The sequence below is a fragment of the candidate division WOR-3 bacterium genome (assembly GCA_013177935.1).
Taxonomy (GTDB): Bacteria; Hydrothermota; Tepidihabitantia; order Tepidihabitantales; family Tepidihabitantaceae; genus Tepidihabitans.
In genome coordinates, this window is record JABLXZ010000001.1 from 407,626 (window position 1) to 422,044 (window position 14,419).

Here is a 14,419-nt window from a genome sequence, read left to right on the forward strand (position 1 = left end):
GTTTATTCGTTTCCAATCAAACTCTGTTCTGGTACCGAACCGTACTCAATCTGGGCTCGGTACCGGGAAAGAAACCCTTTTGCCCACTCGGCAAATTTACCAGTTTGCAGCGAATGGCGAATCGCCTTCATTAACGACTGAAAAAACCAGAGATTGTGAAAAGTCAAAAGTCTCGGTCCTAAAGCCTCGCCCGCGATGAAAAGATGCCGCAAATAGGCACGAGAAAAGTTTCGGCAGGTGTAACAGTCACAATTCGGGTCGAGCGGCGTTGGGTCATCCGCGTATCGGGCGTTCCGAATCAACAACCGACCGGTACTTATGAACGCCGTACCCGTTCTACCGTTGCGGGTGGGTAACACACAGTCAAAAATATCAACACCCAAACTCACCGCGGTGATGATGTCTTCGGGATATCCCGCTCCCATCAGATAACGCGGCTTCTCAACCGGCAGAAGGACGCAGACTGTATCAGTTAGCTCGTAGGTCAACTCCGCAGGTTCACCCAGACACAAACCACCTATTGCATAGCCGGGAAAATTAAGTTGTAACAACTGTTCGCAACTCTGCCGCCGCAAATCTGGATATGTCGCTCCCTGGACAATACCGAACAAATTAGTTGCAGCGCGGGCACGACGCTGACAACGCTCTGCCCAAACGGTTGTTCGTTGAACTGCTACTTCTGCCTGGTGCCGGCTTACCGGAAAAGGCGGACATTCGTCAAGACACATCGCAATATCCGACCCTAAATCCTCCTGGATTTCTATTACCAGTTCCGGTGTGAAAAAATGTCTACTACCGTCAATATGGGATTGAAACTCAATACCCTCGTCACCGATTCGGGAAAGCGCCGCCAGTGAATAAACCTGGTAACCACCGGAATCGGTTAAAACCGGCAGGTTCCAGCCCATAAACCGGGAAACCCCTCCCAATCGATTAATCCGTTTGTGTCCAGGACGAAGGTAAAGATGATATGTATTACAAACAATCATCTGGGTCCCGCACGCCTTTAACTCAGCCGGTGTTAAAGTTTTGACCGTTGCCTGGGTGCCAACGGGCATAAATGTCGGGGTGTCGACAACCCCGTGCGGCAAACTTAGTTTGCCCAGACGCGCCTTTCCACATGTTGCGATGACCTCAAATTGCATCATCTCAATTTCACCTCAAACCTTTCACCAGGCCCGATATTAATCAGCCCTGTTTGTCCAACTACCTGTGCCTGCTCCCCTACGATTCCCGAACTAATAACGGCATGTTCAACCGTTGCACCTTCGTAAATTAGAGCATTACGAACAACGGACTCGGTTATTCTTGCTCCCGCCGAAACTGATACAAACGGACCGATTACCGAGCGTTCCACTACCGCATCGCGGGCAATCGATACGGGCGGAATCACAAAACTTGCCAGCACCTGGCCACAACCCTGAGGATTGCTACCACCGGTCTTTTCTAACAAAAAGCGATTGGTAGCAATTAACGCTTCCGGCGTTCCGCAGTCCAGCCAGTGCTCTATGTTCAATGTCTTAATCGCCAGCCCGTTATCAGCAAGAGACTGCAGAGCATCAGTAAACTGAAACTCACCTTTGACCTTTTTCCCCTCTCGCACAAGAAGGTCCACTGCTTCAAACATAGCCTTAGCGTCGGCAAAATAGTAAACTCCAACAATCGCCAGGTTGCTTATCGGTGTCTGCGGTTTCTCTATCACCTTTCTAACCAGTCCATTTTCTAAGATGACAACACCAAAGCGCCGGGGGTCACTCACCTCTTTTACACCAATTACACAATCTCCGGTCACTAATTGGTTGAAATCAGTTTCGACTATCGTATCTCCGAGAATTATTAAAAGCGGCAGGTCCTCAACTTCACTTCGCGCCTTAAGCACCGCATCTGCTAACCCCAGAGGTTCGGGCTGAATAGCAAATCGGATATCTAGGGCAAAATTGGAACGAAGATAGTTTTCAATCATGTGGCCGTGGGGTGGAACAACAACACAAACCCGCTCAGGTTGCAATTCCATTAACCTTTCAAAGATATGACCGATTATCGGTTTACCTCCCACCTCCAGCATTACCTTGGGTCGCTTAAGCGTATGGGGTCGTAACCGCTGTCCTTCCCCTGCTGCTGGAACAATAACCCCTAATCTCATTTTACCTTACTCCTTCGTGCCAGCGCCTGTTTTAATTTATCAATTCGAGGAATACCTATGGGGTCAACACCTCTTTTTTCAGCAACCGCAACGCTTATCAGATCACCCATCACCACTGATGAAAACAGGCGCGCCAACGGCGAAACACCTTCGGTTTTTACAATGTGCATACCAGCCCAACTTCCTGCAACAAGTTTTCTCATCTCCCGCAAACGCTGCAAAGTCCTTGGGTGAGAGCTTTTATCCACAAGAACAACCGTATAAATTTTGCGCTCCAGAAATTGCGGCGCGCCGAAACCCATTATCTCATTATGGCTCTGCTCAGGTAGCATACCGCTATGACAGAACACCTTGGCATTTTCATTCAACTGACACTGCCATCGATAAGCCGCAACATCAAGCAGCCGGGCGGTTGAATAAATCACCAGCAGGCGATTTAGCAAAAGTGGCGCAATAGCAGTTGCCCGTCTTCGCCACACGCCCAGGCGTTGTTTTATCAATCGCTGCGTCTCTATGATGTCTGGTGTATAATCTCGGCACAACCTGAGCCGATAAAGTACCGTGAGCAGCGGAACACTCATATAGCCCACGGCGGTTCGCGGTGGCATTCCATCGGGAACAAGAAGCAAGGGAAAACCGTCCGTTTTTGCCATTTCAGCCATTTTGCCACCGCTGGTGATGACAAAAATCAAAGCGCCACGCCGCCGTCCTTCTTCATAAGCACTGATTGTCTCTTCTGTATTACCAGAATAACTGCTAAGAAACAGAAGGGTCTTTTTCCCGACTGCCGCTGGCAATTGGTAATCACGCCAGACCGCAACCGGCAACAGTGCCTCTTCGTTCAGTACGGTTCGCACTATATCACCGCCCATTGCCGAACCACCCATACCGGCAATCACGACATTCTCCAGTTCCTTCTTAAAAATTATTGGACAACCACGGCCAATTGCAGCTGCCTGACCAAGTTGTTCGGGCAATCCATAGATAAGTTTTAGCATATTGTTTTCTTCCATTTTGCTCATTTTTTTCGCTCTCCAATGGCAAACAGCGATTGCGCCAGTTTGGGAAAACGCCGGTGCAACTCCCGATAGAGCAAGCGCTCAACCTCAAGTGCGGTCGAAAGCTCCAGCGCCTGGGATGCCACCTCCCGGGCAATAGTTGTGTCAACCGAACGGATGATATTTTTCGCCTCTGGAATCATTCCCGGCACTACTGAAATCTCATCAATTCCCATGCCCAGTAACAGAACGATGCCCAGCGGGTCGGCACCAAATTCACCACACATACCAACCCAGATACCCTGACGGTGTGCCGCATCAATCGTCTGTTTAATCAACTGCAGCACCGCCGGGTGCAGATGGTCAAACAACTTTGCAACAAGTTCATTACCCCGGTCAACCGCCAGGGTATACTGCGTCAGGTCATTGGAGCCGATGGATAGAAAATTACATTCCCGGGCAAACTGCTGTGCCAGCAGCGCCGCCGATGGTGTCTCAACCATCACCCCAACCTCAATTTGTTCATTAAAACCTTTGCCCGCGCGGCGCAACTCCTTCTTCGCCTCTTCCAGTAAGAGCTTTGCCCGGCGCAACTCTTCAATAGTTGCAATCATCGGGAACATCATCTTGACATTACCGTGACTTGATGCCCTCAAAATCGCCCGCAACTGCGTTTTAAACAACATTGGGTCATCAAGACACACTCGGATTGCCCGCCAGCCCAGAAACGGATTCGCCTCAGAATAACCGGGGATTACCTTATCACCTCCTAAATCAAAGGTGCGCACTATCACCGGATAAGGCTTAAACATTTCGGCGACATCACGATAAACCGCATACTGCTCCTCTTCAGTGGGCGGCCGGCGCTTTGCCAGATAAATGTACTCGGTACGAAACAAACCGACGCCACGCGCACCGTTTTCCCGGGCAACTTTCGCCTCAATGAGAAATTCGATGTTTGCCGACAGGTCAATCACCTTACCATCAAGCGTTACCGCCTCTTCTTCAACCAGCGCTTTAAGTGACGCTCGATGCGCTCGGTAACGCTCGATTTCGTTTTTGTATGTATTAAGACGGCTGGGTGTTGGGTTAACAAACACAACTCCCCGATAACCGTCGACAAACAGATCATCCCCATCTTTAACCTCACGCAGAATACCTTCTGCTCCTACTACCGCAGGTATTTCTTTAGCCTTTGCCATAATTGCGGTATGCGATGTTTTGCCCCCGGCTTCGAGAACCACAGCCGCAACTTTTCCCGGGTCAAGTAGCGCCGTCTCCGAAGGGGGTAACTCATGGGCAACTATTATCGAACCCGGCTCGAGCGTATGAATCGATGGCAACTCATCTCCCAGCAGTACTGAAAGTACTCGCGCTGAAACATCAGCAACATCAACAAACCGCTCGCGGAAAAAGGACAGTCCAGCTCGGCTTACATTGGCGGTAAGCTGTTTTAGAGTTTGTGTATAAGCGAATTCGGCGTTTCGTAAACGCTCACGGATGAACTGCTCAGTCTTCTTAAGTACCTCCTCATCGTTTAACACCGCCAGTTGCACATCGATAAAATCGGCAAAATCCCGCCCCATCTCTTTTTTCACCCGCTCTTTTAACTTCTGTAAATCATCATTCGTAATTTTAATCGCATCCCTGAATCGCTCAACCTCTTTTGTTACCTCTGCCGGAAAAATGGTTCTTTCCTCAACCTCTGGCAGATAAAGTCGATAAATAAAAACCTTGCCCCGGGCGAAACCCGCCGACACCGGAATTGACCGGATAATCCTTTCCCTTGGTTTCCCGCGCAAACGCGCATCCGCCGGTTTACGAATCATTCTTGGTCAACTTCTCCTTTAAAACCCGAAACGCCTCTTCCTCATCAACACCACTGACCTCGAGCGTTACAACACTTCCTTTCTCCGCGGCCAGAGTCAGAATTGCGAGAATACTCTTGCCATTAACCCAGATACCATCCTTGGCAAGCCTCACCCGCGATTGAAACTTTTCCGCAAGTCGGACAAACTCCGCTGCAGGCCGAGCATGAAGACCAACCGGACCGCCAATAATCAACTCTTCTTTAATCATCGCTCTCGGTGGTAAATATAATGTGCTACCTCTTAAGGTCAACAGTTACCATCAGCGCACTCGGGGCTTCTTTTACCTCCGTATCCGTCGCACCACAATGCCCGCCTCAACCAAAAAGGAGCGAGCAAAATCGTCCGGATAGTCTTCCGCGATAACAAACTCCCGGATACCCGCGTTGATCAACATCTTGGCACAGGTAATACAAGGTGCATGGGTGCAATAAAGAGTGGCTCCGGAAACACTGATACCAAATGCTGCCGCTTGAACCAGCGTATTCTGCTCGGCATGAATTCCCCGGCAAATCTCAATCCGCTCTCCGGCTGGAATCCTTAGTTCATCACGGAGACAACCCACTTTATCACAATGGGGCAATCCGTGCGGCGCCCCGTTGTAACCGGTACAGAGAATCCGTTTTTCCCGAACCAGAATTGCACCGACCTTTCGTCGTAAACAGGTCGACCGTTCTGATACAAGGCGGGCGATGGCGATAAAATACTCATCCCAGGTCTTACGCGGGCAGGATTGCAACCTGCTTCGGGTTGTCCTAAGATTTTCCCTGCCCTGTTTCTTCCCTTTTTCCCCTCTCATACCGCTCAGCGCACCAGTACCGCCTTAACCGTTTTCAACTGTCGGCTGGTTGAAAGCCGAACCCAGTAAACCCCGGCTGGAACTGTACGTCCTTGATTGTCGCGTCCATCCCACTGGACTCTGTAATTTCCCGAACGCTGTTCGCCAAATTCAAATCGGCGTACCAGCCTGCCCGAACGGTCAAACACCTCCAGACTTACTTGGTCCGCAAACGGTAAAGAGTAATGCAGGACCACTCTACTCTGAGCGGGGTTTTCCGCCACGCGCAGTGCCAGATGAACCGGCGATAACCCTGATACCCGGTTCTCTGCAATTCCAGTCTGGTAATCGGTGGAAAACTTAATTGCGTGACCTGGAACCCAGGGCGATGCCGCCCGATGATAGGTCCCATTGTAGAGTACCTGAATAAACCGAGCCCCAGCTTGGTTCTGAGTACCGACGGTTGCTGAATTTCCTGGATAGTTCGCAGTTAGATACTGAAAGGCAAATTTACAATTACCATCCCCACCCGCAAGCGTTGTATCATAAAGAATTATCTGGAACTTCTCCCATATGGTGTTTGGACTCCAGTAACGAACCGAATCCCATTCCACAATAAATCGGTGATTGACACTGTCGTGATAGTACCACACACCATTGCCACTGGGTGGATACAGGTCGTCCCAGTTCGCAGCCAGCAACGGCGGCATCGAACTATTGGGCAAACTGGTATTCTGGTAAGAAGTTGATGTTGTATATCCGGGCGCCAGCCAGCCGTTAGAACAAACTGAAATCTGAGTGTAGGGCTGTCCATAGAAGACAAAGGGACCAAATGAAGGGGGTAGATTTATCTGAACGATTTGGTCGTCGCTTAAAGTTAGCCTTGTACCGAGGTTTCTAATCTCCACCCAGTTGAACTCAGGATGTTCCGCATAAAGCGTATCAATTTCATCGTAAGCCCAATAAATTACCGGGTTGGCATTATCGGGAATCGGGTCAACGACTCGCAACTCACCAACCGTAACGATAAAACTGATACTATCAGAATAGCCGTTGCCTGATAGATAAAGTCTCATCTCCGCCTGGTGCTCCCGTGGTGTCTCGGGTGCGGCAACAACCTCAAATCGGTCAGCGCTGTTTGTGCGCACCGAATCGGGCAGAATCTCGCCAAAAAACCCGATTGAATCAACGACCGATACAAACGGGCTGGAAGTTCGAAGCGTACCGGTAACATTAGTTGCGGCCAGCCGACCAGCATTACGCAATGCCACGGTCAATGCCGCGCTCTCACCCGCGTCAAGTTTCCCATCCCCATTACCTCCAGGTGGTGAATCGATTACCGTTTTATTCTGGAAAACCAACGCTGGTGCATTAACAACCACCCCTTCAATCGCATCAAGGTCGTAATTCTGCCCTGCATCGTTCAGTCGAACGAACTTTGCGATATTAATACCGGCGCTGGCGAGGTCGCAGGCGATGTTTCCAGAGCCATAAGCACAGAACGACCAGGGTCCATTCCACTCACTCGACACAAACACCGAACAGGGCTTGTTGGTAGTAGAATAGACCGTAAAATCGGTACCAGGTCCGTTTATTATCTCTTCGGAAAGTTCAATAACCGCCATACCACGCGTGGTTAAACTCAGCGTGCTGTTATCCCTTCTGCCCAGAGCCGCAAGCCCCATTGTTGAACCCGCACCGGTCGAACTCTTGCAAATCCAGGTGGTAACCTTGTAACCGGTAATTGGCGTGGTCGAATCGGGATTCAATGCCACATTGACCACAACAAAGGTGTCGTTAGGAACAACGATGCCGCTGACCGTCTTGGTCTGATAACCATCCGCCATCACCTTTAAAGTATATGTTCCGGGTAAAACATATTTAAAAAACCAGCCCGTGGTGTCAGTGTACACCATCCAGTTGGTCGGTACCGGAACAACAATCGCCCGTTTTACGGGCAAACCGGTAACGGAATCGGTTATCTGGCCGCGAATCCCCCACGCCCCACGAATCATCAGCTGAACGCTTGCGGTCCAGTTCGCCCGACAGATTGTGTCAATTTCACCCTGAGGTGGTGGTTGACTGTTTGACACTTCGGCTGCCAGACCTAATGCACCTTCTGCTCCATAGGTAAAATCCGAAGAGGTACCGGTACACTCATAAAGCCCCCGGGAAATCTGAAATGCCGGATAACCGGTGATGCTACTGTACAACTGACACAACTGTTGATGGGCAACGCTATCCCGGGTAGCGATTTGAGAGTAACTCCAGGGCCACATTACCGACCTGGTACCGCTGTGATAGGTCATCGTTATCACAAACGGCTGACGCTGCAGAAAATTTCTAAACCCCTGAATCTCGGGTTGACTCCAGGGAACATTCGCACCGGACTCCTGATTCCAGGCATAGCCAAAATCGCGGTTCAGGTCAATCCCGTTGGAGTTGGTTCGGGTGCGGTTGATCAAACCTTCAGGATTCATACAGGGAACCACCCAGATTTCCCTGGTGTTGACCAGATGGGTAATTAGCGGGTCTGAACCATAACCCTCGGTCAGGCGTCGGGTAATATACCAGCAGATTTCAGTCCCGATGTTCTCGTTACCATGTATTGTGCCATCCCATTCCAGTCTGGGCCGATGATTCTCAACCATCGGATTCTGGGTAATTTTCATGGCAATTAAAAACTTACCGGTTGGTGAAACCGCAATCGTCTCCAGTTTGCAGATATTCGGATAGGTAGTAGCAATCAGGGCAAATGTGTCCATTATCTCCTGATAGGAGTGGTACCGGCCAAAATCTTCGCCCGGACACTGCAACCTCGCCCACTCCTGCATATCCTCAACCAGTACCTCCACCCGGAACCCTCTATTCACAAGCTTTTTATAAGTCTCGGCGGTCACCGCACCAACAAAGTAATCGTCTTTTACCTCATAAAATTCGAGGACCTCTTTTGCTACCGTACTCAATTCCTGGTGCGGGCAGAAGACCTTGACCTTCATCTCTCTGGACGGTTCTGCAGCGGTAATTACCCCTGCGCACAGAACCATAATGCAGACTGCAATCAGCCTTCTCATATTAAAAAACCTCCATTCTTATTCATCGAGCGCCGCCCTGCATATCGAACCGGCTCTCAACCACCAAAACCGTTTCCGGCAAAGACCAGTCCGAAACATATCCGGCACGGTCTTTTGCCCGACAGCGCACCTCATAAATCCCGGGCAAAAGATAACTGTGTCGCTGCCAAACTGATGTGCCCGGAGGCACAAAACTACTCCATTCACCAATCGTATCGCCCCAGTGAAACTGCAGGGCAACCGACTGCTCAAGTGGATGCAACGCGAGCGAAACAAACTTAACCGTATCACCCACAATAACGGTATCAGGACCAGAAGGAGGCCTTGGTACCTGCGGTGTCCAGTACCGAACATCAACCGCAAAGGTGTCGGACCAGCCCGACTCCTGTCTGGTGTCGCGTGCCTTTACCCTGAGAAAAAATAGCCCGGTGTCTTGAAACACCACCGGACGGTAATATTCTATTCCTTCAGAAATCCAGTCGCTCCAGCCCGATTCAACCCCTTCGCTCCACTCAAAAAAGTAGGAAACCGAATCTCCCTCTTTATCTACTGACAACGCTGAAACCATCACCGTGTCGTTTGGTCTTGCCCGCTGCGGTCCTAAAACTATCGGGGTTGAAGGGGGTAGATTTTCGCAGCCAATAAAAAATAGAAAAGTTATCCCGATTATCGCAGCATTTGCGTATGCCCGAGGTCTCAAACGTCGAAAAGAAGACAAAAATCCTTTTATTTGTAACTCCTTAATTTGTAAAAATGGTAAAATAAACTGGAGGCAAGTCAACGATTGAATAAATAAACAGTACATCTTAAATTTTACCCTGTAATCTGTTACCATTCCTTGACTTCGGTTCACACCTTTTTAAAATAGAATCGGTCCGCAAGACGGCAGGAAATTTACGCCGATGCGAGGATGGCGGAACTGGCAGACGCGCCAGACTTAGGATCTGGTCCCGAAAAGGGATGGGGGTTCAACTCCCCCTCCTCGCACCAGTTAAAGGATAAGCAACAAAGGAGTACAGTTTGGAAGTTGCGGTAAAATCACCGAAAGAGTGGTTAAGAGAGATTGAAGTGGAGATTGAACCCGAACGGTTAAAATCCCGTATCGAAGGGTTGATTGAAGAGTACCGGAACCGTGCCGAGGTTCCGGGATTCCGACGGGGACATGTGCCCAGGTACATCATGGAGCGCCGGTTTGGTTCCACCCTCGAATCAGCGGCGGTGGAAGAACTTGTAGAACAAACATTAACTGAGGCACTGGAAAAACACTCCATTAAACCCGCCTCCCGGGTTCAATTTCTCGACCTTGAGGTTAAGCCGGATAAAACCATTCGTTATCGAGCAGCAGTAGAAGTGGTCCCTGAGTTCGAACTGCAACCTTATACTAATTTAAACCTCAACCGGCCAACCCCTACCGGATTTGACGAAGAGTTTGAAAAAAGACTCTCCGAACTTCGGGAAAAATGTGCCCATTTCCAGCCTGTTCAACGGCCTGCCCAGAACGGCGATTTTGTTGTTGTTGACTATACAATTACCGAGGGTGACAAAAAGCTGGTTGGTCCGAAAACCAATGTCACCTTACAGGTTGGGAATGAAAATAACCATCCTGAAGTCAACCAGGCGCTACTCGGAGTAAACCCGGGAGATGAACGTAAAGCAACAATCACATTTCCCGCTGACCACGAAGACAAAACGCTTGCGGGCCGGACCATAACTTATCAATTTACGGTCCGCGCAATCCGAGAAAAACATCTACCCGAAATAACCGAAGAGTTTGCCACCGACCTTGGGTTTGAAAATCTTGATGCTTTGCGTCAGGCGATAAACAACGAAATCCTCGCTGAGCGGGAAGAACAGATTGAAGACGAATTAAAACGCCAGGTTATTGACCAGCTGGTTGCCGCCCACAACTTTGAACCACCTCAATCCTGGGTTGAAGAACACATCACGCGGGTCCGGCAACAACTAAATTTACCTGACACTCCAGAAATTCGGGAAAAAATCCTGCCAATTGCTATTCGCTCGGCAAAGTTCGACTGTATTGTGATGCGCATCGCGGCAAAAGAAAATATCGAGGTCGGCGAAGATGACATCAAACAGCAGGTTGACGAACTTGCCCGCACCACGGGCCGAAACCCGGATGAAATCGCACCACTCGTCGATACCGCATCTTACCGCTTCTATGCCCTGCAGCGCAAGGTTCTTCGCCTCATCCTTGACCAGGCGAACATTAAATGAATCAAAACCGCAAAACTGATGGTCTAAATAACAAATGGCGGAAAGGATAAAAAATCAGGAAACCGAGGAGGTCCCTGTGTTAATTCCAATGGTAATTGAACAGACGGGCCGGGGAGAACGAGCCTACGACATCTACTCCCGGCTTCTTAAAGAACGAATCATCTTTTTAGGTCAACCGGTTGACGATACGGTTGCCAATCTTGTCGTTGCCCAGTTGCTCTATCTTGAGGCTGAAGACCCGGAAAAGGACATCTTTCTCTACATCAACTCTCCTGGTGGCGTTGTCTCCTCTGGACTGGCAATCTACGACACAATGCAGTACATCAGGCCCAAGGTGTCAACCATCTGCGTGGGCGAAGCAGCTTCAATTGCAGCCCTGCTGCTCGCTGCCGGTGAAAAGGGCAAACGGTTTGCCCTGCCCCGTTCCCGGATGATGATTCATCAACCTGCGGCTTATGGCTTGAGCGGTCAGGCAACCGACATTGAAATCCATGCCCGGGAACTGGTAAGGGCAAAGGAAACCCTTTCCGAAATTCTTGCCAAACATACGGGCCAGCCGGTCGAAAAAATCCTCAAAGATACCGACCGCAACTTCTTTATGTCGGCAACCGAAGCCAAAGAGTACGGACTGATTGACGAGGTAATTGAGAAACGGAAATGAGTTCCCGCCATCGGCCCGTAAAAAAACGCCTACCCGAAATCTGCTCTTTTTGTGGCACTCCGGAGACCGCAACCAGCCGTCTGGTCCGGGGCCGCAATGGTTTGATATGCGAACAGTGTGCCCGGCTTGCGGTCAGCCTTTTTGAAGAACGGGAAACCGTACTTGAACCCCTGAAACAACTACCCAAACCCGCAGCAATCAAAGCCTATCTCGACGAATTTGTCATCGGTCAGGAGTACGCCAAACGGGTTTTGTCGGTTGCCGTATACAACCACTACAAACGCATCACCGCCCGCCGCGACGCTCCGCAACTGGATAAGAGCAACATCCTGCTTATCGGTCCCACCGGCGTGGGCAAAACCTTGCTTGCCGAAACCCTTGCCCGATTTCTCAAGGTACCATTCTCGATTTCTGATGCCACACCTTTAACCGAAGCCGGTTATGTTGGTGAGGATGTGGAGAACATCCTGTTGCGGCTCCTGCAAGCGGCACAGGGCAACATCGCCCAGGCAGAGATTGGAATCGTCTATATCGATGAGATTGATAAGATTGGCAGGAAAGCCGACTCTCCTTCAATCACCCGTGATGTTTCCGGTGAAGGTGTTCAGCAGGCGCTGCTCAAAATCCTTGAAGGCACCATCGCCAATGTGCCGCCTCAGGGTGGCAGAAAACACCCGGAACAGCAGTTTATTCCGATAAACACCCGTAACATTCTGTTCATCTGCGGCGGGACATTTGAGGGACTGGATAAAATCATTGAACGCCGGGTACGGACAACATCGCTCGGATTCGGTGCCCCGCTCAGCAGCAACCGCTTGCAGAATAGCGACGAACTCTTAACCATGGTGCAACCGGATGATTTGATTAAATTCGGCCTCATTCCGGAATTTGTTGGCCGGCTCCCGGTGATTGCACCCCTGCACAGCCTTTCCCGCGAGGCGCTGATTGACATCCTGACAAAACCGCGTAACGCCCTGATTCATCAGTACTCCTATTTCTTTGAACTGGAAGGCGTAAAACTGACCTTCACACCAGAGGCGCTCGCTGCGGTTGCTGACCGAGCACTGGCACTGCGCACCGGTGCCCGGGGCTTACGCGCCGTTCTCGAAGAAACGATGCTCGACATAATGTTCGAACTCCCCAATAAAGAAAATGTGATTGAGTGCATCATCACCCCTGATGTCATCGCCCGGAAAAAGCCTCCGGAATACATCTATAGCCGGACCGCCCAGCGTAAAGCGCAGTAAAAAACTTACCCATCATAAAACTCTGGTATCATCACCATGACGGCGGTTAGTACTGCGGTCAGGCACGCCCCGGGCAGGGGTTTAATTACTCTTTAACCCATTCATATCAGTTATCTTGCGGTATTTCCTTTAACCGGTCATTAAACTTTAGCGTTAACTTATCCTGAATTCTGGCTCATAATGGTCAGATGGAAAAAGAGTATCAAAAAGGAGGTAAAAATGGCTGATGTCACAAAAAGAATGGAAAGATGGCGGCTTAAAACCGAGCCAGAAGAGGTTTGCGTTCGGCTAAAACGGCTCCGGACTTCGATGCAAAATCGGCAGGAGCACGAGCAAAAACTGTTAGTGGAGATTGAAACCAAGGCGAAACAGGTTCTGGACTCAGCCGATGTGCCGACCGTGCTTTATCCATTTTATCTGAATTTCGCCCGGGAAATCTACTCCCGACGCCAGCGCTTTTCCGGTCCATCTCTTTCCCGGGAAATTGGAGTTTTACTGGAAAAATGGGTTGCGAGAACCCTGAACCGCACAGTTCTGGAACGGATACGCGATGAGGCGCTTTCTGTTCCCGCACCATAGCCTTGATTTGCATCTTCAGGAAATCAGGAAAACAGTCGGGGCAGAGATTGGACTCTGCCCCGAATAGTAACCGACTGATTATCAGTTATTAACCGACTATTGAGGCTACCATCTACTCCTCAGGCTCAAACTGGTCCTTGCTGGCGCCACACACCGGACATACCCAGTCTGGTGGCAAACTTTCGAACGGTGTGCCAGCAGGAATCCCGTTATCCGGGTCACCTTCTGCCGGGTCGTAAACATAGCCACAAACGGTGCAAACATAGCGTTGCATTTTTTGCTCCTTTGTTTTCCCGGCTGACCGGGAATCGACTAACTTCTCTTTCTCTTTTTCTGCCTGGTAGGTTGGTGCACCTTTACCGGTCTTTCCTTTCTTCACCTCATGGTAATAGGCGTAGGTTAGCGGCTCACCCTGTTTAACCCATTTTGCCATTACCACTTCACCAACAAACAGCGTATGGGTGGCACAGTCCACCTTTTCCCGGACCTTTGCCTCCATTACCACAATCGCATGCTCGGTAACAAGCGGCACACCGGTTTCACCCACTTCATAATTAAGCCCATCGAACTTATTCACCTCTCGACCGGAACGAAAACCAAACCGACCGATGAACTCAAGCGGTGTTTCTTTTTCCAGAACCGTAACCGCAAATAGCCCGCTCTGCTGAATCAACTCGTTGGTAAAACTCGCCTTGTTTACCGCCACCGTCACCAGACAGGGCTCAAGCGCCACCTGAACGACAGTATTAACCGTCAAACCGTTGATGCGTTCACCTGCCCGGCTGGTTACGATGTAAAGGCCATAGGTTAAACTGTTCAGTGCGCTTAAATCCACT

At 50.1% G+C, this 14,419-nt stretch carries 13 protein-coding genes and 1 tRNA gene; 5 read left to right on the forward strand and 9 right to left on the reverse strand.

Features of this window, described 5'->3' with window-relative positions; all coding sequences use genetic code 11:
* Nucleotides 1-2: 2 nt before the first annotated feature.
* The 8 genes from tgt to HPY86_01965 form a co-directional block, all read right to left on the reverse strand.
* The gene (gene tgt, locus HPY86_01930; GenBank protein ID NPV13676.1) at nucleotides 3-1,148 is read right to left on the reverse strand and encodes a tRNA guanosine(34) transglycosylase Tgt; all 1,146 of its coding nucleotides are present in this window, start codon (nucleotides 1,146-1,148) and stop codon (nucleotides 3-5) included.
* Nucleotides 1,145-2,143, reverse strand: coding sequence for an NTP transferase domain-containing protein (locus HPY86_01935; GenBank protein ID NPV13677.1), 999 nt, complete (start codon nucleotides 2,141-2,143; stop codon nucleotides 1,145-1,147). Before HPY86_01935 ends, tgt begins: the two co-directional genes overlap by 4 nt.
* Nucleotides 2,140-3,165 (reverse strand): bifunctional phosphoglucose/phosphomannose isomerase, encoded by a 1,026-nt coding sequence (locus tag HPY86_01940; GenBank protein NPV13678.1) that lies wholly within the window; start codon nucleotides 3,163-3,165, stop codon nucleotides 2,140-2,142. Before HPY86_01940 ends, HPY86_01935 begins: the two co-directional genes overlap by 4 nt.
* A complete protein-coding gene (gene ptsP, locus HPY86_01945) occupies nucleotides 3,162-4,970 on the reverse strand; it encodes a phosphoenolpyruvate--protein phosphotransferase (GenBank protein NPV13679.1) in 1,809 nt (602 codons plus the stop codon). The genes HPY86_01940 and ptsP overlap by 4 nt, the downstream gene beginning before the upstream one ends.
* Nucleotides 4,960-5,220: an HPr family phosphocarrier protein gene (locus HPY86_01950; GenBank protein NPV13680.1), complete on the reverse strand. Its 261-nt coding sequence runs from the start codon at nucleotides 5,218-5,220 to the stop codon at nucleotides 4,960-4,962. Before HPY86_01950 ends, ptsP begins: the two co-directional genes overlap by 11 nt.
* Nucleotides 5,221-5,292: 72 nt before the next feature.
* Entirely contained in the window at nucleotides 5,293-5,808 is a 516-nt protein-coding gene (locus HPY86_01955) for a cytidine deaminase (GenBank protein ID NPV13681.1), read from the reverse strand.
* Nucleotides 5,809-5,813: 5 nt separating this feature from the next.
* A complete protein-coding gene (locus HPY86_01960) occupies nucleotides 5,814-8,861 on the reverse strand; it encodes a hypothetical protein (GenBank protein ID NPV13682.1) in 3,048 nt (1,015 codons plus the stop codon).
* A 22-nt stretch (nucleotides 8,862-8,883) separates the two neighbouring features.
* Nucleotides 8,884-9,561 (reverse strand): hypothetical protein, encoded by a 678-nt coding sequence (locus tag HPY86_01965; GenBank protein NPV13683.1) that lies wholly within the window; start codon nucleotides 9,559-9,561, stop codon nucleotides 8,884-8,886.
* A 204-nt stretch (nucleotides 9,562-9,765) separates the two neighbouring features.
* Between HPY86_01965 and HPY86_01970 the strand changes: the two genes are divergently transcribed.
* The 5 genes from HPY86_01970 (at nucleotide 9,766) to HPY86_01990 (ending at nucleotide 13,583) form a co-directional block, all read left to right on the forward strand.
* Nucleotides 9,766-9,851: transfer RNA gene (locus HPY86_01970), tRNA-Leu, on the forward strand.
* Nucleotides 9,852-9,881: 30 nt separating this feature from the next.
* Nucleotides 9,882-11,096: a trigger factor gene (tig, locus tag HPY86_01975; protein ID NPV13684.1), complete on the forward strand. Its 1,215-nt coding sequence runs from the start codon at nucleotides 9,882-9,884 to the stop codon at nucleotides 11,094-11,096.
* 34 nt (nucleotides 11,097-11,130) lie between these two features.
* Nucleotides 11,131-11,757 (forward strand): ATP-dependent Clp endopeptidase proteolytic subunit ClpP, encoded by a 627-nt coding sequence (gene clpP / locus HPY86_01980; protein NPV13685.1) that lies wholly within the window; start codon nucleotides 11,131-11,133, stop codon nucleotides 11,755-11,757.
* Complete coding sequence (gene clpX, locus HPY86_01985; protein ID NPV13686.1) at nucleotides 11,754-13,004, forward strand: ATP-dependent Clp protease ATP-binding subunit ClpX; 1,251 nt, start codon at nucleotides 11,754-11,756, stop codon at nucleotides 13,002-13,004. The genes clpP and clpX overlap by 4 nt, the downstream gene beginning before the upstream one ends.
* 219 nt (nucleotides 13,005-13,223) lie before the next feature.
* Nucleotides 13,224-13,583 (forward strand): hypothetical protein, encoded by a 360-nt coding sequence (locus HPY86_01990; GenBank protein ID NPV13687.1) that lies wholly within the window; start codon nucleotides 13,224-13,226, stop codon nucleotides 13,581-13,583.
* Between the two features lie 112 nt (nucleotides 13,584-13,695).
* On the opposite strand, the gene HPY86_01995 is transcribed toward HPY86_01990, so the two are convergent.
* Nucleotides 13,696-14,418: a High molecular weight rubredoxin gene (locus tag HPY86_01995; protein NPV13688.1), complete on the reverse strand. Its 723-nt coding sequence runs from the start codon at nucleotides 14,416-14,418 to the stop codon at nucleotides 13,696-13,698.
* Nucleotide 14,419 lies beyond the last annotated feature (1 nt).

Excerpts from the sequence above, each read along its gene's own strand:
- tgt (NPV13676.1), bottom strand. The coding sequence starts at position 1,148 with ATGATGCAATTTGAGGTCATCGCAACATGTGGAAAGGCGCGTCTGGGC.
- HPY86_01935 (NPV13677.1), bottom strand. The coding sequence starts at position 2,143 with ATGAGATTAGGGGTTATTGTTCCAGCAGCAGGGGAAGGACAGCGGTTA.
- HPY86_01940 (NPV13678.1), bottom strand. The coding sequence starts at position 3,165 with ATGAGCAAAATGGAAGAAAACAATATGCTAAAACTTATCTATGGATTG.
- ptsP (NPV13679.1), bottom strand. The coding sequence starts at position 4,970 with ATGATTCGTAAACCGGCGGATGCGCGTTTGCGCGGGAAACCAAGGGAA.
- HPY86_01950 (NPV13680.1), bottom strand. The coding sequence starts at position 5,220 with ATGATTAAAGAAGAGTTGATTATTGGCGGTCCGGTTGGTCTTCATGCT.
- HPY86_01955 (NPV13681.1), bottom strand. The coding sequence starts at position 5,808 with ATGAGAGGGGAAAAAGGGAAGAAACAGGGCAGGGAAAATCTTAGGACA.
- HPY86_01960 (NPV13682.1), bottom strand. The coding sequence starts at position 8,861 with ATGAGAAGGCTGATTGCAGTCTGCATTATGGTTCTGTGCGCAGGGGTA.
- clpP (NPV13685.1), top strand. The coding sequence starts at position 11,131 with ATGGCGGAAAGGATAAAAAATCAGGAAACCGAGGAGGTCCCTGTGTTA.
- clpX (NPV13686.1), top strand. The coding sequence starts at position 11,754 with ATGAGTTCCCGCCATCGGCCCGTAAAAAAACGCCTACCCGAAATCTGC.
- HPY86_01990 (NPV13687.1), top strand. The coding sequence starts at position 13,224 with ATGGCTGATGTCACAAAAAGAATGGAAAGATGGCGGCTTAAAACCGAG.